The following is a 22,389-nucleotide window of genomic DNA, read 5'->3' as shown; positions in this document are numbered from 1 at the left end:
TTAAGAGTTATGAGTTGAGAGTGATGAAAGACCAAGATTGGAAGAGTCACTACTGATTATTCATTAATCATTACAATCCAGCTTTTCTGGCAGCATACTTCACCGAGAGTGTGGCGAAGGTCATCACGCTGAGCGTGCTTATCGGCATCAGAATGGCAGACACAATGGGAGTGAATAGGCCCATAACCGCCATCGTTAACCCTATCACGTTGTATACCAGCGAAACCGCGAAGGTCAATAGGATGAGGGTCATGGTCGTTTTGGAGAAGTTGAGGAAAGTTCCCAGCCTGTCGAACGCACTGGCATCTAAAATGGCGTCGCAGGAAGGCGAGAAGTTGGTGACGCTGTTGCTCAGGGCAATACCTGCGTCGCTTTGCTTCAGAGCGCCCGCATCGTTCAGACCGTCCCCCACCATTAGTACCTGGCGGTTTTCCCGGGCTTTCAGTTGCTGAATGTACTCCAGCTTCTGCACCGGCGATTGGTTAAAGCTTAGTTCGGCCTCCTTTCCAAGCAGCTCTCTCAGGCGGGCTTCTTCGTGGTCGTTATCTCCAGAGAGTACGGCAATCTTTTTATCGCCCAGCTCCTGCAATACTTGCTGCACCCCTTCACGGTACACGTTGTAGAAAGTATAGTAGCCTAGTACCTTGCCATCGATAGAAACATACACTGTTGTCTTGAGCGTGTCTTTTTGTTTCTCAGCTGGCACCCCTAAGTATGCTGCAGAGCCGACCCGTACCAGCATGCCGTTCACCTCGCCAACCAGACCCTTGCCAGCAAATTCCTGGAAGCCGGTTACCGGAGATGAGGTGCCTTTTAACTGCTCGCTGATGCGCTGGCTGAGCGGGTGCGTGGAGTGGCGCATCACAGACAGCACCGCTCGCTGCTCTGCCTCTGAGAGTTGTTTTCCGGTATAAGTAAGCTCTGCTTCGCTCGGCTCGGTCAGGGTGCCAGTTTTGTCGAACACAACGGTGTCTATCTTAGCCAGGCGCTCTACTACCCCAGTATTCTTGAGGTAGAATTTGTTGCGTCCAAACACCCGCATGGTGTGCCCGTGCACAAAGGGTGTTGCCAGCGACAGTGCACAGGGGCAGGCAATGATAAGCACCGAGGTAAAGGCGCGCATGGCCATGTCCATATCTCGTGGCACCCAGTAAATAAGCGCGCCGGCCGCTACCATCATGGTCACAATGATAAACCACTTACCCGCGATGTTGGAGTAGGTATGCAGGTTCTGCTTTTCGTCTTTCGAGAAGACCGTATCGTTCCAGAGCTGGGTCAGGTAGCCTTGCGATACCTCTTTCACAACTTCCAGTTCGATGCTCTCTCCTATCTGACGGCCACCGGCATAAATGACTTCGCCCACTACCTTCTCCACTGGCTCCGACTCTCCAGATACAAAGCTATAGTCTATCATGGCACGGCCGTGCAGCAGCATCGCATCGGCAGGTATAAGCTCCTGGTTACGAATACGGATGCGGTCGCCCACCTTCAGGTTTCGTACAGCCGTGGAAGACTCTTCGCCATTCTCCTTAAGCACGGTAATCGAAACCGGGAAGTAGGAAGTATAATCGCGATCAAACGAAAGACTATCAAAGGTGCGCTGCTGGAAATATTTACCAATCAGCATGAAAAACACCAGGCCTGTAAACGAGTCGAGGTAGCCGGGGCCACGCGCTGTGACGATGTCGAAGATAGAGACCAAGAAAAGCGCCAGCAGACCGGTGGAAATAGGCAGGTCGATGTTGACCATGCGCTGTTTGATGCCTTCCCAGGCCGATGTGAAGAAGCCACGGGCACTGTAGAAAAACACCGGTATCGACAAGAGAATGCTCAGGTAGCCAAAGAAGGAGCCGAACGTACGCTGCAGTCCCTGGGTAAAGTCCACGTAGTCTGGGAAGGCCAGCAGCATGACGTTGCCAAAGGCGAAACCCGCAATGCCTAACTTATAGATAATGGTGCGGCTGGGCTTGCTGGTTTTCTTACCGTCGGTGTTGGCTAGTGTGATTTCCGGCTCATACCCAATGCGGGCCAGCAGGGTCACCACCTCTCGGAGGGTCGTTTTCTGCGGGAAATAGGTTAGCGATACTTCTTTGCGCAGGAAGTTTACAGTTGTCTCCGAGATGCCCGGGTTAAGCTTAAACAAGTTTTCCAGCAGCCAGATACACGAACTGCAGTGCATCTGCGGAATGTAAAACGTGATTTTGGCAATGTTATCGCTCTTGAAGTTGATCAGCTGGGCTTCCACGCCGGCATCATCCAGATAGGCAAAACGGGCTTCTGCCACCGGCTTTTTACCGGTAATGCCAGGGTTCTCTTCCAGGTTATAGTAGTTGCAGAGGTTGTTCTCTTCTAAAAGCTCATAAACGGTCTTACAGCCATCGCAGCAAAACGTCTTATCATGCGCTAGAATCGTTTCTTCCACGCAGGAGTCCCCGCAATGGTAACAGGTCTGAACATTGGTTTGGAGTGCGGCTTCCATCTCAATTGTCGGTTTTTATGGTTTCTGCAAAGGTAGATGCCGCCCCCTGCGCAAATGATGACAATAATCAGCTTCGAAGTTGATCCTTGTCAGTGCACAGGCCATATAAAACCCGGACTTTTGCTACTGTAGAATTAACAAGGTCAGCCCAAAAAGCGAATGCCTGGTTAGCTATAGAAAAATGCTTTGCTGCAGTAGTTTAAGGTGAGACAAGGAGCTACAAAAGTCCAAAGCTGTGAAAGAGGTCGAGAGTGAACTGTTGAGGTGCCGTACTTCTGACACAGCTTTGGCGCAAAGCCGACTTAGAGAGGATTAGTTTAGTGTTTAGTTAGTTAAGTATACATGGTGTTGGCGTATCGTATAGACCATGCGAACGCAAAAAGGCCGACTGTTCTGCAGTCGGCCTTTTGCGTTCTATATACTTCATGATGCCGATCCGGCTATCCTTTTAATCGTAGAGGTGGCAAATACTGTAAAGCCTATCCGGGTTGAGGATGGTGATGCTGCTGCCTTTCGTGCTGATGATTTGCTCTTCCTTAAACTCTGACAGGAGCCGGATGGTAGTTTCCTTCGCGGTGCCGACAATGGCTGCCAGATCCTCGCGTGAAATGGAGATGGTAAAGTTTACCTGTCCCTCCCCTTGCTGGTATGTTTTCTGGAGCAGCAGCAGCGCCTCGGCCAGGCGCTCGCGCACCGGCTTATAGGCCATCTGGGTCATGCGCTCCTCGGCTTCGCCAAGGGCTTTAGAGAGCAGCTTCATCAGGCCGTTCGAGAAATCCATGTTCTCATGAATCAGGTCCATGAACTGGGATTTCGGCACAAAGCACACCACGGCATCATCCAGCGCCACCGCAGACGCAGAATAGTTGGAGTCAGCCATCAGGGCGCGGTAACCGACCACGTCACCCGGTTTAGCCAGGCGTATGATCTGCTCTTTGCCGTCGCTGCCCATTTTGCACACCTTAACCTTGCCGGAATGCACGCAGTGCAGGCCCGAAGGCTTTGAGCCCTCGCTAAAGATAACCTGCCCTTTTTTATACAGGCAGCTTGACTTGCTGGCAGATAAATCCTCGAGTTCCTGCCCATGGCAACAGCCCAGCAGCGAATTCTTTCTGCTCAAACATTGTTGGCAATCCGGTGGTGTGAACTTCATGTGAGGGAAAAGTATGTTGGGTGCAAAATTAGGCAATTTACTGCCATAAACTCTACTCCCGGTAACAAGCTTTCCAAAGATTACGTTCGACAGCCCTCATTTATACTACTTTACCTCCAGCACGCCATGCATTTTGCTCCAATGACCGGGGTAAGTACACACGAAATCATACATGCCTGGCGTGGTGGGAGCGGTAAACTCCAGCTCCACCGTTTGCCCGGGCAGGGCTATCGGAGAAGCGGCAATCACGGCCTCGCTTTCGGGCACGTAGTTGCCTGAGGCTCCTATACTTGCCCCGGCCAGAGCCACTTGTTTATACTTTCCTGGGGCGGTAAACACCACGTTGTGCACCATGGGCATATCAATGCCCTCATTCACAAACTTTAGCTTTACCAGAGCGCCGGTTTTCACCCGGAGCGTATCCTGGCCATACTTTATTTCCTCCAGCGTGTTGCCGAGGGCGTGTAGCTCCAGTTCCTGTACCTCTTGTTTGGTGGTGTCCTTCTCCTCTACCAACGGGGCGCTGGAAGCGGTTGCCGTGTCTTTCAGGGTAGTGAAAACCTCGGAATCGGCTTCCTTCTCCTGCGGGCCGCAACTCCAAAGTATAAGCATCAAGGGTAAGATGCTTAACAATAGCTTTTTCATAAACTTAACTGCTGTGGGTCGCTTGCATGCCACCCCGATTCCTTATCCAAAGTATTCTTTCTTCAGGGCTTTGTCGTGGCCGTAAAGGTCCTCTCTGAAGTGCACATTGCCCTCGGCGTCTACCCAGCTGGTAAAGTATACCAGGTATACTTGTATCTTCTTCGGCAGGGTGATCCATTTCTCCTCGCCCCCATTAATGGTATCTTCTATACTTTGCTCATCCCACTCCGGCATGTCCCGCAACACATACTTGGCCAGTTCCATGGGCTTTTCGAGGCGCACGCAGCCGTGACTGAAGTTACGCTCCGTCTGGCTGAAGAGGGCGTTAGCCGGGGTGTCGTGCAGGTAAATGGCGTGCTCGTTGGGAAACAGGAATTTCATACTTCCAAGTGAGTTCTTAGGGCCCGGCTTCTGGCGCACCATGTACTGAAAGTTCTTCTCGGTCACGCTCTCCCAGTCAATGTCATAAGCCGAGACCGGTTTGGGGTTGCGCTCCTTGGTTACGATCTCCATGTTCTGGGTCTCGAGCCAGTCAGGGTTGTTGAGCATCTTGGGCTTTATCTCGCGCTCCACAATACTGTTGGGCACGTTCCAGTACGGGGCCAGCACTACATATTCCATCTTCTCGCTGAAAATCGGCGTCGCGTTCATGGTTTTGCCCACTACCACGCGCATGCTCATCACTTCCTTGTAATCCCGCTCCGCCTCCGGGTCGTTGTCAGGGTCCTCGTAAATGTAGAGTTTATACTCCGGGATGTTTACCCAGATGTACTTCTGGTCCAGGCTTTTCGGCACCATGCGCTTCGGAATCCAGCGCCAGCGCTCCATGTTTATCATGATCTGCTCGATGCGGTCCTCGATGGGCACGTTCATGGTGGCCAAGGTACCGCCACCTACCACGCCATCTTCTTTGAGGCCATGCAGCTGCTGGAATTTCTTTACCTGCGCCTCCAGCTTCTCATCAAAGTGCCAGTAGCGTTTGTCTTTCGGATCGATGGTTTGGTTAGGGTTCAGCCGTTTGCGCAGCACCGCGACAGCTTGGGCGCTATCGCCCTTCTGCAGGGATTTTTTGCCGCCGAGCTCTACTTTAGGCCAACCACCCTTCTGCTGCAGCGCCCGGTACTCCTGCAGAACATCGCGCAACCGGATGTAGCCGGCATGCAGCGCCTCAAATTCATAGTAGGGGTACGTGCTCTCGCGCTCCTCCAGGATGGTTTGCAAAGCCTTGTGCAGCTTTATTTTGTTTTTCTTTACTTCCCAGTTCACGCTGTTGTCTGAGGTAGGGTCTACGCGGCCGCGGTAAAAATCGGAGGCGTAGTTAAAGTAGGAAGCCGTCAGGGCCACGTCTATTTCCTGCTGCAGCTGCAGGCGGGTAGAGTCTTTGGCGTCCAGCGCTTCATATTTCTTAAACAGCTCGTTGAAGTTCACCAGCTTGTAGCGCTTGGGGTCCAGGCCCTCGGCGTAAGAGGAGTCTATCACGCCCAGGAATTTATCTACCTGCGGCACCAGCTCATTCTCCTTAAACCAGGCAAGCTTGTAGTTGCGTTCGCCGTAGAACTGATACATCAGTTCCTCTTGCTCTTTAAACTCGGGACGTTTGGCCAGGTAGCTTTTCACAAAGAGGCTGTCGGTGGTGGCCTGCGGCAGCTTATCTTTCTTAAACAGGTCGGCTATCCCGCCTGATTTTTTGTCGCCAGAGTCTTTCTGGTTACATCCGGCCATTAAGCCGAACAGCAGCAGGGTTAGTGCCGCCAGCATGATATGTCTTATTGTATAAGGGCTCATTTTGTCTATTTTACTGCTCAGCCATACTTTATCACTGCAACCGTCAGGATGATTTATACTTTTGGAAGAATATAATTTTAGTGCAATGCTAAAGATGCTGAGTAAGGTTACAGATGCATTTTACCTTTTAGTACTTCAAAATCCGGCAAAATGTTTTCTGGCCTTCGGTAGGCTATACTTTATACTTTCATGATACAATACCGGGGCTAACCCCGGCTGTGGGTTTATACTTCCCGGAGCCCGCTGTTCCTTACCCAGCGCAGGTACCGGTTTTAAGTATTCGCGCGGATTAGCTATCTTACCCAAAAATTATCGCAACAAAACCCATGAAATATTACCACCGTTGTTTACTAGGGCTCGGCCTGGCGGGAAGCGTATACTTAGCCTCTTGTTCCTCCAGCACCACTAACGAAACAGATACTATGACCGCAGCGCAGAATGCTACGCAGCAAACGCCGAACGACGTGCACAGCTTCGCCAAACCGGCTGAAGCCGTGGCTACCCACCTGGACCTGGACATCGACGTTAACTTTAACGAGAAGGTGCTGAGCGGTACCGCCTCTTACCTGATCGAAAACAAGACCGGCACCGACAAGATGGTGTTTGACACGCGTGGCCTGCAGGTAGAGAAAGTATACCTGGGTGATAACCAGGAGGAGACAGCGTTTGAGCTGGGTGAGGAGCAGCAGTACCTGGGCCGCCCTTTAACGGTGACCATTAAGCCGGACACCAGGAAGGTAACCATCAAGTATAAAACCTCCCCGGATGCAGCCGCCCTGCAGTGGCTCAACCCGCAGCAAACAGCCGGTAAAAAATACCCGTTCCTGTTCACGCAGTCCCAGGCCATACTTGCCCGCACCTGGATTCCGATCCAGGACAGCCCCGGTGTACGCATTACGTACAGCGCCAAGGTGAAAGTGCCAAAAGAGTTGCTGGCCGTGATGAGCGCCGAGAATCCGGTGGAGAAGAACGCGGAAGGCGTTTATACTTTTGAGATGAAGCAGCCAATCCCGTCTTACCTGATGGCGCTTTCGGTGGGCGATTTGGTGTTTGAGAAGATTGGGCCGCAGACAGGTATTTACGCCGAGCCTGCCACCATTAAAGCCGCGACCTACGAGTTTGCCGAGATGGACAAGATGCTGGTGGCCGCCGAAAAACTGTACGGCAAGTATAGATGGGACCGCTACGACCTGCTGGTGCTGCCGCCTTCTTTCCCGTTCGGGGGGATGGAGAACCCGCGCCTGACTTTTGTGACGCCTACCGTGCTGGCCAAAGACCGCTCCCTGACAAGCCTGATTGCGCATGAGCTGGCGCATAGCTGGAGCGGCAACCTGGTGACCAACGCCACCTGGGACGACTTCTGGCTGAACGAGGGGTTTACTGTATACTTTGAGCGCCGCATCATGGAGGAAGTATATGGCAAGGACTACGCCGACATGCTGAATGTGCTGGGCTACCAGGACCTGCAAAACACCATCAGCGACCTGGGGGCAACCAGCCAAGACACCCGCCTGAAGCTGGACCTGGAAGGCCGCGACCCGGACGAAGGGTTGACAGACATTGCCTACGAAAAAGGGAATTTCTTCCTTCAGAACATCGAGAAGGCAGTAGGTCGTGAGAAGTTCGACGCGTTCCTGAACAGTTACTTCAATACGTTTGCTTTCCAAAGCACCGACACCGACAAATTCCTTAACTTCCTGCGCACCGAGCTGATAAAGGGTGATGAGCAGCTGGCCAAGCAGATTAACGTAGAAGGCTGGATTTTCTCTCCGGGATTACCGGAAGGGTTTGAGGCTCCTACCAGCACCCGCTTTGCCAAAGTAGAGGAGGCTTTCCAAAGCTGGCAGAACGGCACGCCCGCCGCACAGCTTAACACAAAGGACTGGTCGAGCCACGAATGGCTGCACTTTATCCGCATGCTGCCTGCCGGCATGAGCCAGCAGCAGATGGCTGATTTGGACAAGGCCTTTAACTTTACCAACTCCGGTAACTCCGAGGTGCTGGCCGCCTGGTTCATCCATGCCATCAACAACAAGTATACGACCGCCGACAAAGCGCTGGAAACGTTCCTGACGAATGTGGGCCGACGAAAGTTCCTGGTGCCTATTTACAAGGCGCTGGCAGCCACGCCGGAAGGCAAGAAAAAAGCCCTGGCCATTTATGCCAAAGCCCGCCCGAACTACCACGCTGTAGCCACCGTCACCCTGGACGACATGCTGAAGTAATTACCGCTCACCTTAAAACTAAAAGGGGCTGCCAAAGTATGGCAGCCCCTTTTTATTATGTCTGTTAAAACGGAAAGCTCTGTGACCTTCTGACCTGCTTGGTGGAGCCAGGTGAAGGTACAGAGCCTTCCTACGTATCTTTGGTTTCTTACTGAGCTTTCAGATTGATAGATTTCTCCGCAATCATGGTAAGCTTCTCATCGGTCATTTTCTCTTCTTCCAGTGTTTTATGCAGCAGGTCCAGCACATCAGTCATGCCGAGCTGCTTGGCATACGTGCAAACCGTGCCGTAGGCGGCAATTTCGTAGTGCTCCACGCGCTGGGCTGAGGCAATAAGGGCGGCATCCATCACACTGCTATCGGCCCGCTCGCTCAACATCGTTTCGGCCTCGCGAATAATTCCCTCCATGGCCTTGCACTTCTCCCCGGACGACTTCTCTCCCATCATCTCGAACACTTTATCGAGACGCTCTATTTGCTTTTCAGTAACCATCAGGTGCTCCTCAAAGGCACTCTTTAATTGTGTTGAGGAAGTCGCCTTGATCATCTTAGGCAGCGCTTTGGTGATTTGCTGCTCGGCGTTATAGATGTCTTTGAGTTCGTGGATCAGGAGATCCTGTAAATTGTTTAGTTTCATAGCTTGGAAAGGTTACGCGTTTGTTAAATAAGCTTTTTGCTTGTTTAGACCTACTATACGGGCTCATGTCGGGTGGGTTTACCAATATCACTTTTTATTCGCAAACACATTTTATTTCTCAGTAACAAACCTTTTAATATGATTAATCATATATATGAACTTTATAAACCTTAGCTCTTTCTCCCACTAGCCCTGCCCCTTTGCCCATACTTTTGCCCGGAATGAAACGATTTTGGCTGAATACTGTAATCATATTGTGTGCTCGCCCTGCGCAGCGCAGCTTTATAGGCAAGAATTAAAACAGAGAAAACGACACCCGTGGAGAAACCAAAAGGAAAACTGATTGCGATTGGCGGTAACGAGGATAAAGGTTCTTACCCAAACCCAAAATCAAAGAAGAAATACTACCTCGACTTTTTTGAGCTGGGCATATTGAAGCGTTTTCTGAAAGAAATCCCGGCAAAAAAACCTCATATAGAAGTAGTTACCACCGCCTCCATGATTCCGGAGGAAGTGGGCGAACGTTACATTAGCGCTTTCGGCATCTTGGGCGCAGAGAACGTGCACCTGATGCACATCCGCAACGAGGACGATGCGCAGAAGCCGGAGTACCTGCGCCGCGTGCGCGACTGCGACGGCATCATGTTCAGCGGCGGCGACCAGTCGCGCATCACACGCATGTTCCTGGGCACTGAAATATTGGACACGCTGAAAGACCGCTACCAGAATGAGGATTTTGTGTATGCCGGCACCAGCGCAGGCGCTATGGCCATGTCGAAGCACATGATAAAGGGCGGCAGCGCGACAGAATCACTGCTGCGCGGAGCGGTTAAAATGGGCCATGGCCTCAACCTCATCGACGGCGTGATCATTGACACCCACTTTGTTATCCGGGGCCGTTTCGGACGCTTGATGGAGGCAGTCGTAACACATCCTAAAACCATCGGGATTGGCCTGGGCGAAGACACGGGCGTGCTGATAACCGAGGGCCACAAGATCGAAACGATTGGCTCTAACCTGGTGGTGATTGCCGATGGACATGAGGTGAGATATACCAACATACAGGAGGTAGAGCCAGGCCGCCCGGTAGCCATCGACCACATGCTGATGCACGTATTGGCCAAAGGCAACCTGTATGACATTAATTCCCGCACCTTCTATAAAAGCAAGGAAGCCTACTGGGAAACCCGTCTGCAGGAAGTTAACCACAAAGTATAGCCTCTCATTCTTAGAAGCAGATAATATTTCCCTCCCTAGAGGTATTGGGAGATACAAAAACTATTTACCAGAAAGTATAAAGTATGAGCGTTAAAGCCCTGATCCTGGACCTGGACAATACCATTTATCCTGTGCCATCTATTGGCGAGGAGTTATTCAAGCCTGTTTTCGATGTGCTGCAGAACAGCTCGGACTATGAAGGAGAACTGGAGGACATTAAGCAGGACATGATGCGCATCCCTTTCCAGAAGGTGGCGGCGAAGTATAAGTTCAGCAAGTCGCTGGAGGAAAAGGTGGACAGCGTTTTGCGAAACCTGACCTACGAGAAGGAATTCCCTCCCTTTGAGGATTACGCCCACCTGCGCAAGATGCCGCATCAGAAGTTTCTGGTAACAACAGGCTACACCAAAATGCAGCAAAGTAAAGTAGACCAACTTAGCCTGGAAAAGGACTTTGAGGAAATCCACATCGTAGATCCCAGCAAGACAAAGCAGACAAAGAAGGATGTATTTAAAAGTATACTGGAGCGTTATACTTTATCTGCGTCAGAAGTATGGGTAGTGGGCGATGACCCGCAGTCGGAAATAAAGGCTGGGAAAGAGCTTGGCCTGACTACCGTGCTTTACAGCAAAAACGGCAACCACACCACGCACGCCACCCACGCCATCTCCCACTTCAAAGAGCTTGGGGAGCTGTTAGCCAATAAATAAAGTATAAAAATCTACTCTTTGTAAATGGCCACCAGCGTCTCTTCGCCGGCGCTTTTGCTGGCGCGGTACATGCCTTCGGAGTTAAACACCAGGGCTACCTCTGCGGATGGGGTCACGGCTATCAGGCCTCCCTCTCCCCCGAATTTGACCAGTTTTTTAAGCACTACTTCCTCACAGGCTTTTTGCAGGGTATAACCTTTATACTCCATTAAGCAGGACACGTCGTAGGCCACCACCGCCCGGATAAAGAACTCGCCGTGGCCGGTGCAGGAAATGGCGCAGGTGTGGTTATTGGCATAGGTTCCCGACCCGATAATGGGCGTATCACCGATGCGGTTGTAGCGCTTGTTCGTCATGCCACCCGTAGAAGTTGCAGAGGCCACATTGCCCTCTTGATCCACCGCCACTGCCCCTACCGTCCCGAATTTCTCATCCCGCTGCGCGGTGTGGTCCAGCATAAAAATATCCGAATCGCGCACCTCGCTCCACTGCTCATACCTATACCTGTCGAAGAAATAGGCTTCGGGGGCAAACTCCAACCCGTAGGAGAGCGCGAATTCCTCTGCCCCGTAGCCGCTCAGCATCACGTGGTCGGAGTGCTCCATAATGGCCCTTGCCAGCTTCACCGGGTTTTTTATACTTCGCACGCCGGCCAGGGCACCTGCCTCCAATGTTTTTCCGCACATAATGGAAGCATCCATCTCGTGTTTGCCCTCCTTCGTAAAAACAGACCCGCGCCCGGCATTAAACAAAGGTGAGTCCTCCAGGTGCACCACGGCCAGTTCTACCGCATCCAGTGCCGAGCCGCCTCGCTCCAGCACCTGGTGCCCCGCCTCCACTGCTTTTTTCAGGGCGGCACGGTAGGCTTTGTCTTGCTCTGGAGATAAGTTTGCCTGGGTGATGGTGCCCGCCCCGCCATGTATGGCAATCGCTGTTTTATGCATTGTTTGTCAGTTTATACTTTGTTTGCTACCCTGTACGCCTTTTTAGCCTCACCCGTTCGGGCAGCGTTTACGGGTATACTTTTTTATACATTTGATGCCGGGAAATGGACCTAAATAAGCAGGATTTTAGTTATCTTTGTCTGTATTGACAACACACAAAATAACCTAATTACTATGTCTTTTGATATCCAAGGTAAGCTGTACGAAGTATTTGAAGAGCAACAGATCAGCGACAAGTTCAGAAAGCGCGAGTTTGTTCTGGAGATTCCGGATGGCTCTTACACACAGTACGTGAAGTTCCAACTCACGCAGGACAAGTGCAGCCTGCTGGACTCTTATAAGAACGGCGACGAGGTGAAAGTTACCTTCAACCTGACCGGCAAGCCCTTCACTAAAAACGGACAGACCATGTACTTCACCAACCTGCAGGCCTGGAGAATGGAGCCAGCGTCTAACGGTTTTGACGGCGGTGCCGGCATGGGTGCCCCGCAGCAGGACGCCCCGTCCTTCTACAGCAGCGACGCAGACAACGATCTGCCTTTCTAAGGCAAACTCTTATTTGTATAACATTGAAAGCGAGCCTTTTCGGCTCGCTTTTTGTTTATATCAGTTTCGTACACATTCCAAATTATACTTCTCTGACCATAGAATCGCCCGTTTTCACTGCAACAATAGCTTTTCTTTTAAGTTTATTATCTAAATCCCTCCTACAACTATGGACGAACTGCAACGCCTGATCTGGGAAGGCGAAAACGACAGCGTAGACTTTAAGCAACGCGTGACGAAGCCAGAGAAAATTGCTCGGACCATGGTTTCCTTTGCTAACACGCGCGGTGGCGTTATCCTGGTGGGTGTGAAGGACAACGGCTATGTAACTGGTGTAGACCCGGAAGAGGAGAAGCATACGTTGCAACTGGCCGCCGATTTTTACTGCGACCCGCCGGTGCAGTTGCTGTATGAGGAGATGGAGCAGGATAGCGGTAAGGTGGTGCTGAAAGTGACGATTCCGGAGAGCGCTCACAAACCGCACTTCGCCAAGCTAAAAGAAGACGACTGGCGCGGCTACGTGCGGGTAAAAGACACCAGCGTGCAGACAAGCAAAATGGTTGACAAGGTGCTGCAGCAGGAACCTGAGCAGTTTGAGCCCCTCCCCCTGAACCGCCACGAAGAAGCCGTATTGGAATACCTGCGCCTGCACCAGCGCGTCACGCTTCGCCAGTTCATGAAGCTGGCCAACTTGTCGGAGCGGCGCGCTTACCGCACCCTGGTCAAGCTGGTGATACACGGCTACCTGCTCCTCCACGACAAGGAAAAAGAGGACTACTACACGCTGGTGTAAAGCTGATTTCCGCAGCTTTATACTTAGCTGGCTATACTTCTATTTTTTAGTGCTGCTCACCAGGTTGCCCTCTTTATAGGTTTCGGTGTGGGAGAAAGCGCCCTGCTCGTCGTACACCTGCCACTCCCCGAACCAGTAGTAGTGGTCTTTCAACGTGCTGCGGATGATGCGGGCCGTCCCGGTGCGGGCAAGGCTTCCGTTTTCATAGTACTTGCTAACCTGAATGCTGTTGTCGCGGCGGTTATACTTCTCGAGCATGTACAGCGTGCCGCTCAGGTAGTAGTATTTCCACTTGCCTACCTCTGCCCCATGCCGGAAGCGGCCGTTCCGTATCAGCTTTTTGTCATCTCCCAAGTATACTTTCCAGCGCCCATGGTAGCGCCCCTCCTTATCAAAGCGGTTGTTTTTCCAGAAGGCGAGCCTCTGCTGCAACGCCTCTTGCTTGGGCCGCTTCTTCTCCTGACCTGCTGCTCCCGTTGGCAGGAACAGCAACAGCATGCCTAAACAAAGTATAGAAACCCGAATATTTGCCATGATCCTGAGGTTTTGAGATATGATTGCAGGCTAAAGTATAAAAAATTTTACGTATAACTAAATTTTTAGTTATACTTTAGAAGCAAGTATAAAGTGTTAGCTAACAAGTCTATAGATTGGCAAAGCCTGAGCAACTATAAAAATCTCCTCTCTTGCGCTCCGGAAGTTCGGCCGGGCAGGCGAATAAATCGTAAACAACTATATAGCTGCCCATCGGCAGCGCCTCGCAGACATACTTAAAATCAGGTTTCACCCTAACCACACGCTTATGCCCAAAGCAACAACCGAAACCAGTGCCGCTGCCGTTAAATCTATTAGCACCCCTAAAAACCAAGGCAGCAAAACCCGTACAAAAGCAAACACTTCCAAAACCAAAGCCGCAGAGACAGACGACAAGAAAATCTTCGTCCTGGACACCTCCGTCATACTTTACGACCACAGCGCCGTTCAAAACTTTAAAGAGCACGACGTGGCCATCCCCATCACGGTGCTGGAGGAGCTGGACAACTTCAAGAAAGGAAACGACATCAAGAACTTTGAGGCCAGGGAGTTTATCCGCTTCATCGACAAGCTCTCGGCCGAGCACAAACTACAGGACTGGATTCCGCTGAACGGTCGCCATAAAGGCAACTTTAAGGTGCTCATGAACAACACCGTCTCCGGCGTGGATGCCATCCATACCTTCGGCGACAAAAACGACCACCACATCCTCAACTCAGCGCTTGGCTTGCAGCAGCAAACGCCGGATAAAAAAGTGGTGCTGGTTACCAAGGACATCAACCTGCGCCTGAAAGCCCGCGCCTTAAACATCATTTCAGAGGATTATGAGACCGGCAAAATCCAGGATGTGGCAGGCCTTTATACCGGCAGCGACACCCTGGAGGATATCTCTGCAGAGGCAGTAAACGAGCTCTACGAGCATGGCTTCTGCGACATGGACAAGGTGCTGCAGCAGGAGCCCGAAGACAACCACTATTTTGTGCTGAAGAGCTTTAAAAACTCGGTGCTGGGCTTTTACAACAGAACCGAGAAGCGCCTGGAGCGGGTGGATAAGATTACCGCGTACGGTGTGAAGCCACGCAACGCCGAGCAGGCTTTCGCGCTACATGCCCTCACCCACCCGCAGATAAAACTGGTAAGTGTACAGGGTGTGGCCGGTACGGGCAAGACCCTGCTGGCACTGGCCAGCGCGCTGGAGCAACGCCGCGAGTACAAGCAGATTTACTTGGCCCGTCCGGTAGTGCCGCTCAGCAACAAGGACATCGGCTACCTGCCCGGTGATATCAAGTCCAAGTTGAACCCCTACATGGAGCCGCTCTGGGACAACCTGAAGTATATCCAAAACCAATACCCGGAAACCAGCAAGGAATACCAGCGCCTGCGCGAGATGGTGGAGCTGGAGAAACTGGTCATCACCCCGCTGGCCTACATCCGGGGCCGTAGCCTGTCGAACATCATCTTTATCGTGGATGAGGCCCAGAACCTGACGCCGCACGAGGTAAAGACGATCATCTCCCGGGCGGGCGAAAACACTAAAATCATCTTCACCGGGGATATTTATCAAATCGACACGCCTTACCTTGACTCGCAGAGTAACGGCCTTTCCTACCTCATCGACCGTGCCCGCAACCACCCGCTCTACGCCCACATTACCCTTTTAAAAGGCGAGCGCTCCGAGCTGGCAAATCTGGCAAATGAATTGCTGTAGGAGTTAGAAAGTTGAGGGAGTTAGAGAGTTTGGGAGTTAGAGAGTTTAGGAGTTAGAGAGTTAGAGAGTTTAGGAGTTGTGGAAACGGAGAGCTAGAGAATTTGGGAATTGAAAGATATATAACCTGCCTTTATATTTAGAAAGCTGGAAAGTATACCTCATGATTTTTAACTTTCTAACTCCCCAACTCCCTAACTCCTAAACTCCCCCACTCCCTTAACTCCCTGTGTTGGCGTACGTATTGATATTGATAGATATTAAATAGGAAATGCTATATGCTGCAAGATTGGATACAGAAAGGGTACAAGTATTCCCAAAACCCCATTTTCAGGAGGTTTACAGGCAAAGCCGGGGCATTACTTTCCAAACCCATGAAGATAGGGTTGCTGCTGACGACGGCCTACAATAAGCTGGTGGATGTAAACAGGCCAGAAAATGGATTCCTGCAACTACGGGAGGTGATGATGACCTTTATGCGGATGGTAAGGGCCTACATGCGGGGCGATTACCGCGACATCTCGAGAAAATCAATGCTGATTGGGGTGGCAGTACTGCTCTACCTGGTGACCCCGCTCGACATTATCCCCGATTTTATACCTGTGTTTGGTTTGATGGACGATATTAGCCTAATGGCATGGTTTGTGGATGCATTCAGCAAAGAGATTACCAAGTACCGCGAGTGGGAGGTGCAAACCAGCTACGAGAACATCGGGCGCTTCTGATAGCGGCATCTTAAAAATATAACGTAAAGCGCTGATTACACGCTTTTGTTACGGGGGCACCCTGGCTTCAGGCCAGGTGCCCCTTGTTTTTTTAGTAGGGATTAGAAGATTTCCCGCTTTCGGGGCTGTCACATTATCTCCTACAGTGCAATTTAGCCCTGGTAAGCCTTTAAAACTCCTCCATCAGAGGTAAAAAATGGCTAACTTTAGGCACTTAAATACAACAATCAATCTACTTACACATGATCAGTAAACGCATATTATCCTTTTTTGCGGCTGCTTTGCTGAGCGTTGGCGTATCCACGGCCGTTCCCGACGAAGGCATGTGGCTGCCCATGCTGCTCAAGCAATTGAACGAGGCGCAGATGCAGGACAAGGGCATGAAGCTCACGGCGGAGGACATCTACAGCGTCAACCAGTCGAGCCTGAAAGACGCCATTGTTTCGTTCGGTGGCTTCTGTACCGGGGAGATGATCTCGCCGGAGGGCCTGTTGCTCACCAACCACCACTGCGGCTACGGCCAGATTCAGCAGCACTCCTCCGTAGAAAACGATTACCTGACCGATGGTTTCTGGGCCATGAACCGCGAGCAGGAGCTGCCCAACCCGGGCCTTACCGCCACCTTCATCGTACGCATGGAGGATGTGACGAAGCAGATCCTGGCCGGTACGGAGATCGCTAAAAACGAGGCTGAGCGCGAGGCCATCGTGCAGCGCAACATCTCCAAAGTAGGCAGAGTCGCTACCGTGGGCACGCACTACAACGCCGTGATTCGCCCGTTCTTCTACGGCAACGAGTACTACATGTACATCACCGAAACCTTCAAGGACATCCGCCTGGTAGGTGCTCCGCCGTCCTCTATAGGTAAATTTGGTGGCGATACGGATAACTGGATGTGGCCACGCCATACCGGCGACTTTGCGCTGTTTCGCATCTACGCTGGCCCGAACAACGAGCCGGCCGAGTACTCGCCGGAGAACAAGCCGTACAAGCCGAAGCACCACCTGCCTATCTCGCTGAGCGGCATCCAGGAAAACGATTTTACCATGGTGTTTGGTTTCCCGGGTCGCACGAACGAGTACCTTACTTCACAGGCGGTGCGCGAGATCTACGAGGTATCCAACCCGCACAAGATCAACATCCGCGAAACAAAGCTCAACATCCTGGACAAGGACATGAAGGCTTCGGACGAGGTGCGTATCAAGTATGCGGCCAAGTATGCCAGCATCGCCAACGCCTGGAAAAAGTGGATCGGCGAGAACCGCGGCATCCGCAAGGCCAACGCCATTGAGAATAAGCAAAAGTTGGAGCAGCAGTTTGCCCAGTGGGTGGCCGCCGACCCGGCGCGCCAGCAAGAGTATGGCAGCCTGCTGGCCGATTTCGAGAAGAACTACAAGGCACTCGACGGCACCACCATCTCCCGTGACTATATTAACGAGGCAGCCTTTGGCGTGGAGATTGTGAAGCTAGCCAACAACTTTACCACCCTGCAGGCCTTGCTGGCCAAGAAGGCTCCGCAGAGCGACATCAATGCGCAGGTAACGAAGCTGGAAACCTATGCAGCCAGCTATTTTAAAGACTACCACGCCCCATCCGACAAGAAAGTGTTTGCCGCCCTGCTGGAGTTATACTATAAAAACATCGACCCAAAGCTGCACCCGGAGATCTTCAGCATGGTGCGCAGCAAGTATAAAGGCGACTTCACCAAGTATGCCGAGGACGTGTTTGCCAAATCAGCCTTTGTTTCTGAGGCAGGCGTGAAGAAGCTGCTGGCTGAGGCCAGACAAGGCAAGGATGCCATCAAAAATGACCCGGCCTTTGTGCTGGCCAGCTCCGTGGCAGATTACTACAGCGCGAACGTGATGCCGACGTATACCTCGGTGAATGATAACCTGAACCTGCTTTACCGCAAGTATGTGGCCGGACTGCGCCAGATGCAGAGCGACAAGAACTTCTACCCGGATGCCAACTCTACCCTACGCGTGGCCTACGGCAAAGTGGAGCCCTACAAACCGGTGGACGGCGTGATTTATACTTACTACACCACCCTGGAAGGCGTGATGGAGAAAGCCGCCTCGGGTGTAGCCGAAGATTACGCTATTCCGGCCAAGCTGCGTGAGCTGTATGAGAAAAAGGACTACGGCCGCTATGGCGTAAACGGGCAGATGCCGGTGTGCTTTATCGCCTCTAACCATACCACGGGCGGTAACTCGGGCTCCCCGATTATTAACGCCAATGGCCAGCTGATCGGCACCAACTTCGACCGTAACTGGGAAGGCACCATGAGCGACATCGTTTACAACCCGGACCAGGTGCGCAATATCTCCGTGGACGTGCGCTACATGCTCTTTATCGTGGACAAGTTTGCCGGCGCCGGTCACCTGGTTGAGGAAATGACGCTGGTAACCGACGATACTTCCGGCTTGCCGCAGGTGGATGCCCGAAAACAACAGCAACCCGAAAAAGAGCTCTCCAAGAAAGAAAAAAAGAAGCTGGAGAAAGAGCTGAAGAAAAAGAAGAAAAAAGAAAAAGCCGAGGTTGAGGCCTAGGTTTTAGAAAGTATAACGTATAAAATCCCCACCTGTCGCTACGGGTGGGGATTTTTTGTATTGGCACCTGCCTGTGCTATCTTCACAGGTTTGTTAACGGATTTATACTTTGCATGACCTTCTCTCCCATCCTTACAAAAGAAGAATTTATACTTGTAGATGATGCCGAGCTCTGCCTGAAATGGGTATACCCCAAAGCAGCGACAGACAGTAAGCCCGTGCTGGTCTTTCTGCACGACTCACTGGGCTGCATTAAGTTATGGCGCGATATCCCGGAGAAGTTGGCACAGGCTACCGGTTGCACCGCCCTCATCTACGACCGGCAGGGATACGGCCAGTCCTCCCCTTTTGAAAGTATAAACCGCGGGCTGGACTACCTGGAGCAGGAGGCGGATGTGCTGGAAAGGCTTTTGGAGAAGCTGCAGATATCCCAGGCTATACTTATTGGCCACTCCGATGGCGGCAGCATTGCCCTGATGGCCGCAGCAAAGTATAAATCCAGGATCAAAGCCATCATCACCGAAGGAGCACACGTGTTTGTGGAGGAAGAAACGCTGGCAGGCATCAGGGCGGCCGTGGAAGCGTACCAGACAACCGACCTGCCGCAGAAGCTGCAAAAATACCACGGCGCTAAAACGGAGGCCGTTTTCCCCGCCTGGACCGACACTTGGCTTTCCAGTGATTTTCGTAGCTGGAACATTGAGCATTTCCTGCCGTCTATACTTTGCCCGGCGCTTATCATCCAGGGTGAAAAAGATGAGTATGGCACACTGGCCCAGGTAGAGGCAGTGGTGCAGCAGGCGCAGGGGCCGGTGCAACAACTTATACTTCCGGGCATCGCCCACACCCCGCACCGCGAGGCTCCGGAACTAGTGCTGGAAAAATCGGCCCAGTTTATACTTTCCAGCCAGGGCTGCGTTTAACAAATCTATTTTCAGGCAAAAGCTTAATTTATTCCCCTCCTTGGAGGGGTTAGGGGTGGTTTTATACTTGCAAGGAATTCATAAGTCCCTACTTATACTTTCTATACTTTGGCAAAGCCTTGTTGCCAGACTTAGGTAAATTATTCCGGAAACCTTATATTTAAAGGATAGAAATCTGGCAAAGGCCAGCCGGAAGTATAAACCACACGCTCCCCCATATGAGAAAGAAGCAACTGTACCTGAGTATCAGCGCCGCACTGGGCCTTGCACTCGGCAGCCATACGCTCGCCGCGCAGGACTACAGGCAAGTACACCAGGAAGCCATCCTGATCGACACCCACAACGATGTGCTCATCTCGGTGATGGAAGGCATGGACATCAGCCAAGACCTTCGCGGCCGCACGCACTCGGACCTGGCCCGCTTTAAAGAGGGTGGCGTGGATGCACAGTTCTTCTCGGTGTGGAGCGATGAGACGGGCAATTTTGCCTATGCCAACCAGCAGATAGACTCCCTGGAGGCCATCGTGAGGCGAAACCCGGATAAGCTGTTGCTGGCCACCGACGTGGCCGGGATAGAACAGGCCGTGCGGGAAGGCAAGATGGCGGCATTGATTGGTGTGGAAGGCGGCCACATGATCGACAACGACCTGCAGAAACTGGAGCAGCTTTACAACCGTGGTACGCGCTACCTCACCCTCACCTGGAACAACTCCACTCCCTGGGCTTCCTCTGCCGCCGACGAGACCTCAGGTAAATTGCCAAAGTCTAAGCGCGGCCTGAAAGGGATTGGCAAGCAGGTAGTAAAGCGCATGAATGAGATGGGCATGATCGTGGACCTGAGCCATGTGGGGGAGAAAACCTTCTGGGATGTGATGGCGACCACCTCCAAACCCGTACTTGTATCGCACAGTTGCGTGCACAGTATAAACCCGGTGTCCCGTAACCTGACGGACAAGCAGATAAAGGCTGTGGCAAAGAACGGCGGCGTGATTCACCTCAATTTCTACTCCGGCTTCCTCGACCCCGGCTACAGCAAGCGCGAGAAAGACTTCCGGGACAAGTATAAACCCGAGTTCGACTCCCTCCGCGCGCAGGGTTGGTCCAGTTCCAATATTGCCGGCTACATGGAGAAAAAATACTCCGACGAGTTCCTGGCCATCCGCCCGGACCTTGATGTGCTGCTCAACCACCTGGACCATATTGTCAAGCTGGTGGGCGTTGAGTATGTGGGCATCGGCTCTGATTTTGACGGTATTACCTCCGCTCCCAAAGAGCTGGACGGTGTGCAGGATTTTCCTAACGTAACAAAAGGCCTGCTGGCCCGTGGCTACAGCGAGGCCGATGTAAAGAAAATACTCGGTGAGAACTTTCTGCGCGTCTTCCGCGCAAACGGCGGTTAAGTACACTTCCTCCCCCGATTTAAACGAGTTGATTCAGGTATAAAAGGCAGGTACGGCGTACCTGCCTTTTATATTAATCAGTTCTCTATTCGTCTTGCTTCTGCCGCTATTCGTCAAATAATACAAGCATTCCCCTGCTTCAAAAGCATATTTTCTTTACTTTTGTCAGACTTTTGTAGCTACAATAAATGTAGTTGCACATAACTTTTAGTCTCTGAGCCCTTTGAGTAGAAATAACCAGATCAAAGCCATTGCCATCTACCAGATACTGGGTGGAGTTATTGGTATAGCCCTTTTAGTGCTGGTCATGTTTGGCGGGGAGGTCACCGTAACCCAGGAGGTGCTTCGCTTTAGTATACTGGCCGGTCTGCTGTACATTTTCTCTATCCTTTGCGGGCGCATGCTTTTCCGCAACCCCAGAAAAGGGCTCCGGCTATCGCTCGTGAACCAGGTGTTGCAGGTGGTATACTTCAGTATTGGGGCCTGGGCCTTCCAGTACGTGGCGGGCCTGCGTATCGGTGTGGGGGTAGACATGGTCGGGGGGTGGATTTTTAAGTTCAGGCTCGCCCTCTCCTCCTTTCATTTTAGCGCCGGTTCTGACCTGGGCCAAAAGTTTGTAGGAGTTAACCTGGTGGCCCTTTTCCTGATTTTCTGGCTGGAGCGCCTGCTGGAAAAACAATCTTAACTTTTTTTAAACCTGCGCCTGGGTAGCCGGTTTAACATACTTGTAGCAGCATTTAATCCTTTGTTAAAGTATAAATTTTTGTTCGCTGCCACTGTCTCTCTATTTTTGCAAACCGAATGAATGTTCAATACACTAGTGCCGCATGGAGCCTATAGCCGATAAGAAAAAAGCCATTTTTGAAAGTACGCTGGAGCTGGTACGGGAAAAAGGATTCCATGGCACCCCCATGAGCCTGGTTGCCAAGCGGGCGGGCGTGGCGGCAGGCACTATCTACCATTACTTCGAAAGCAAGCAAGACCTCATTATCGAGCTCTTCTACTATATCCGGGACCAGATCATTGCCGTGTTAAAGAGCGAGGACGCTGCAAGCGTGCCTTACCATAAGTGCTTTTTTCGCATCTGGTATGGCCTCTACGAATATTACAGCCAAAACCCGAATGTGCTGATGTTCTTTGAGCAGTTTGTGAACTCCCCTTACAACACCTGTGTGAATGAAGCCAACAGGAGCGAGTTCCATAAGTATCTGTTCGGTTTCTTTGAGCGGGGTATCCGGGAAGGCCACCTAAAGCCCCTAAGCCCGAAAATACTGGGAACCCTTGCCCATGCCAACATCATCTCTACCGTTAAAATGTACTCCGCCGGCCACCTGGTGCTGGAGGAAGGCGAGCTGAAACAGATACCTCAGATTCTGTGGGACGGGATGAGGGCACAAAGCGTGGCCTGCAAAGTATAA

19 protein-coding genes are annotated in these 22,389 nt (G+C 51.8%); 12 read left to right on the top strand and 7 right to left on the bottom strand.

The window, feature by feature from the left end; translation table 11 throughout:
- Positions 1-70: 70 nt before the first annotated feature.
- The 4 genes from BM040_RS00780 to BM040_RS00765 form a co-directional block, all read right to left on the bottom strand.
- Complete coding sequence (locus BM040_RS00780) at positions 71-2,479, bottom strand: heavy metal translocating P-type ATPase (RefSeq protein WP_092098061.1); 2,409 nt, start codon at positions 2,477-2,479, stop codon at positions 71-73.
- Between the two features lie 448 nt (positions 2,480-2,927).
- The gene (locus tag BM040_RS00775) at positions 2,928-3,599 is read right to left on the bottom strand and encodes a Crp/Fnr family transcriptional regulator (RefSeq protein ID WP_175490939.1); all 672 of its coding nucleotides are present in this window, start codon (positions 3,597-3,599) and stop codon (positions 2,928-2,930) included.
- A gap of 138 nt (positions 3,600-3,737) precedes the next feature.
- Entirely contained in the window at positions 3,738-4,277 is a 540-nt protein-coding gene (locus tag BM040_RS00770) for a plastocyanin/azurin family copper-binding protein (RefSeq protein WP_092098058.1), read from the bottom strand.
- Positions 4,278-4,319: 42 nt separating this feature from the next.
- Positions 4,320-6,062 (bottom strand): L,D-transpeptidase family protein, encoded by a 1,743-nt coding sequence (locus BM040_RS00765; protein WP_092098056.1) that lies wholly within the window; start codon positions 6,060-6,062, stop codon positions 4,320-4,322.
- 326 nt (positions 6,063-6,388) lie between these two features.
- Between BM040_RS00765 and BM040_RS00760 the strand changes: the two genes are divergently transcribed.
- Complete coding sequence (locus BM040_RS00760) at positions 6,389-8,287, top strand: M1 family metallopeptidase (RefSeq protein WP_092098054.1); 1,899 nt, start codon at positions 6,389-6,391, stop codon at positions 8,285-8,287.
- A 148-nt stretch (positions 8,288-8,435) separates the two neighbouring features.
- Here the strand turns inward: BM040_RS00760 and BM040_RS00755 are convergent, their stop codons facing one another.
- A complete protein-coding gene (locus BM040_RS00755; RefSeq protein WP_092098053.1) occupies positions 8,436-8,924 on the bottom strand; it encodes a YciE/YciF ferroxidase family protein in 489 nt (162 codons plus the stop codon).
- Between the two features lie 318 nt (positions 8,925-9,242).
- Between BM040_RS00755 and BM040_RS00750 the strand changes: the two genes are divergently transcribed.
- Positions 9,243-10,142 (top strand): cyanophycinase, encoded by a 900-nt coding sequence (locus BM040_RS00750; protein ID WP_092098051.1) that lies wholly within the window; start codon positions 9,243-9,245, stop codon positions 10,140-10,142.
- 83 nt (positions 10,143-10,225) lie between these two features.
- Complete coding sequence (locus tag BM040_RS00745) at positions 10,226-10,852, top strand: HAD family hydrolase (RefSeq protein WP_092098049.1); 627 nt, start codon at positions 10,226-10,228, stop codon at positions 10,850-10,852.
- An 11-nt stretch (positions 10,853-10,863) separates the two neighbouring features.
- On the opposite strand, the gene BM040_RS00740 is transcribed toward BM040_RS00745, so the two are convergent.
- Positions 10,864-11,796, bottom strand: coding sequence for an isoaspartyl peptidase/L-asparaginase family protein (locus BM040_RS00740; protein ID WP_092098048.1), 933 nt, complete (start codon positions 11,794-11,796; stop codon positions 10,864-10,866).
- Between the two features lie 174 nt (positions 11,797-11,970).
- Here BM040_RS00740 and BM040_RS00735 point away from each other — a divergent pair, with 174 nt between their 5' ends.
- Together BM040_RS00735 and BM040_RS00730 are read left to right on the top strand one after the other, a co-directional pair.
- Positions 11,971-12,342, top strand: coding sequence for a DUF3127 domain-containing protein (locus BM040_RS00735; RefSeq protein WP_092098046.1), 372 nt, complete (start codon positions 11,971-11,973; stop codon positions 12,340-12,342).
- Positions 12,343-12,511: 169 nt separating this feature from the next.
- Positions 12,512-13,135: an AlbA family DNA-binding domain-containing protein gene (locus BM040_RS00730; protein ID WP_092098044.1), complete on the top strand. Its 624-nt coding sequence runs from the start codon at positions 12,512-12,514 to the stop codon at positions 13,133-13,135.
- 39 nt (positions 13,136-13,174) lie between these two features.
- On the opposite strand, the gene BM040_RS00725 is transcribed toward BM040_RS00730, so the two are convergent.
- Positions 13,175-13,669 carry a toxin-antitoxin system YwqK family antitoxin gene (locus tag BM040_RS00725; RefSeq protein WP_139217734.1) on the bottom strand — a complete coding sequence of 165 codons (495 nt, stop codon included), beginning with the start codon at positions 13,667-13,669 and terminating at the stop codon, positions 13,175-13,177.
- Positions 13,670-13,937: 268 nt separating this feature from the next.
- Between BM040_RS00725 and BM040_RS00720 the strand changes: the two genes are divergently transcribed.
- The 7 genes from BM040_RS00720 to BM040_RS00690 all read left to right on the top strand — a co-directional run bounded on the left by BM040_RS00720 (position 13,938) and on the right by BM040_RS00690 (position 22,389).
- Positions 13,938-15,377 (top strand): PhoH family protein, encoded by a 1,440-nt coding sequence (locus BM040_RS00720; protein ID WP_092098041.1) that lies wholly within the window; start codon positions 13,938-13,940, stop codon positions 15,375-15,377.
- Positions 15,378-15,748: 371 nt separating this feature from the next.
- Positions 15,749-16,099, top strand: coding sequence for a YkvA family protein (locus tag BM040_RS00715; RefSeq protein ID WP_245756057.1), 351 nt, complete (start codon positions 15,749-15,751; stop codon positions 16,097-16,099).
- Positions 16,100-16,341: 242 nt separating this feature from the next.
- On the top strand, positions 16,342-18,648 hold the full coding sequence (locus BM040_RS00710; RefSeq protein ID WP_092098038.1) for a S46 family peptidase: 2,307 nt from the start codon (positions 16,342-16,344) through the stop codon (positions 18,646-18,648).
- A gap of 113 nt (positions 18,649-18,761) precedes the next feature.
- On the top strand, positions 18,762-19,571 hold the full coding sequence (locus BM040_RS00705) for an alpha/beta fold hydrolase (RefSeq protein ID WP_092098036.1): 810 nt from the start codon (positions 18,762-18,764) through the stop codon (positions 19,569-19,571).
- Between the two features lie 218 nt (positions 19,572-19,789).
- Entirely contained in the window at positions 19,790-20,971 is a 1,182-nt protein-coding gene (locus BM040_RS00700; protein ID WP_092098035.1) for a dipeptidase, read from the top strand.
- A gap of 223 nt (positions 20,972-21,194) precedes the next feature.
- The gene (locus BM040_RS00695; protein WP_092098033.1) at positions 21,195-21,656 is read left to right on the top strand and encodes a hypothetical protein; all 462 of its coding nucleotides are present in this window, start codon (positions 21,195-21,197) and stop codon (positions 21,654-21,656) included.
- 142 nt (positions 21,657-21,798) lie between these two features.
- A complete protein-coding gene (locus BM040_RS00690; protein WP_092098031.1) occupies positions 21,799-22,389 on the top strand; it encodes a TetR/AcrR family transcriptional regulator in 591 nt (196 codons plus the stop codon).

This window comes from Pontibacter chinhatensis (genome assembly GCF_900113285.1).
Taxonomy (GTDB): Bacteria; Bacteroidota; Bacteroidia; order Cytophagales; family Hymenobacteraceae; genus Pontibacter; species Pontibacter chinhatensis.
Note: the sequence above shows the minus strand (reverse complement) of the source record. Positions and strands in the feature narration are given on the sequence as shown.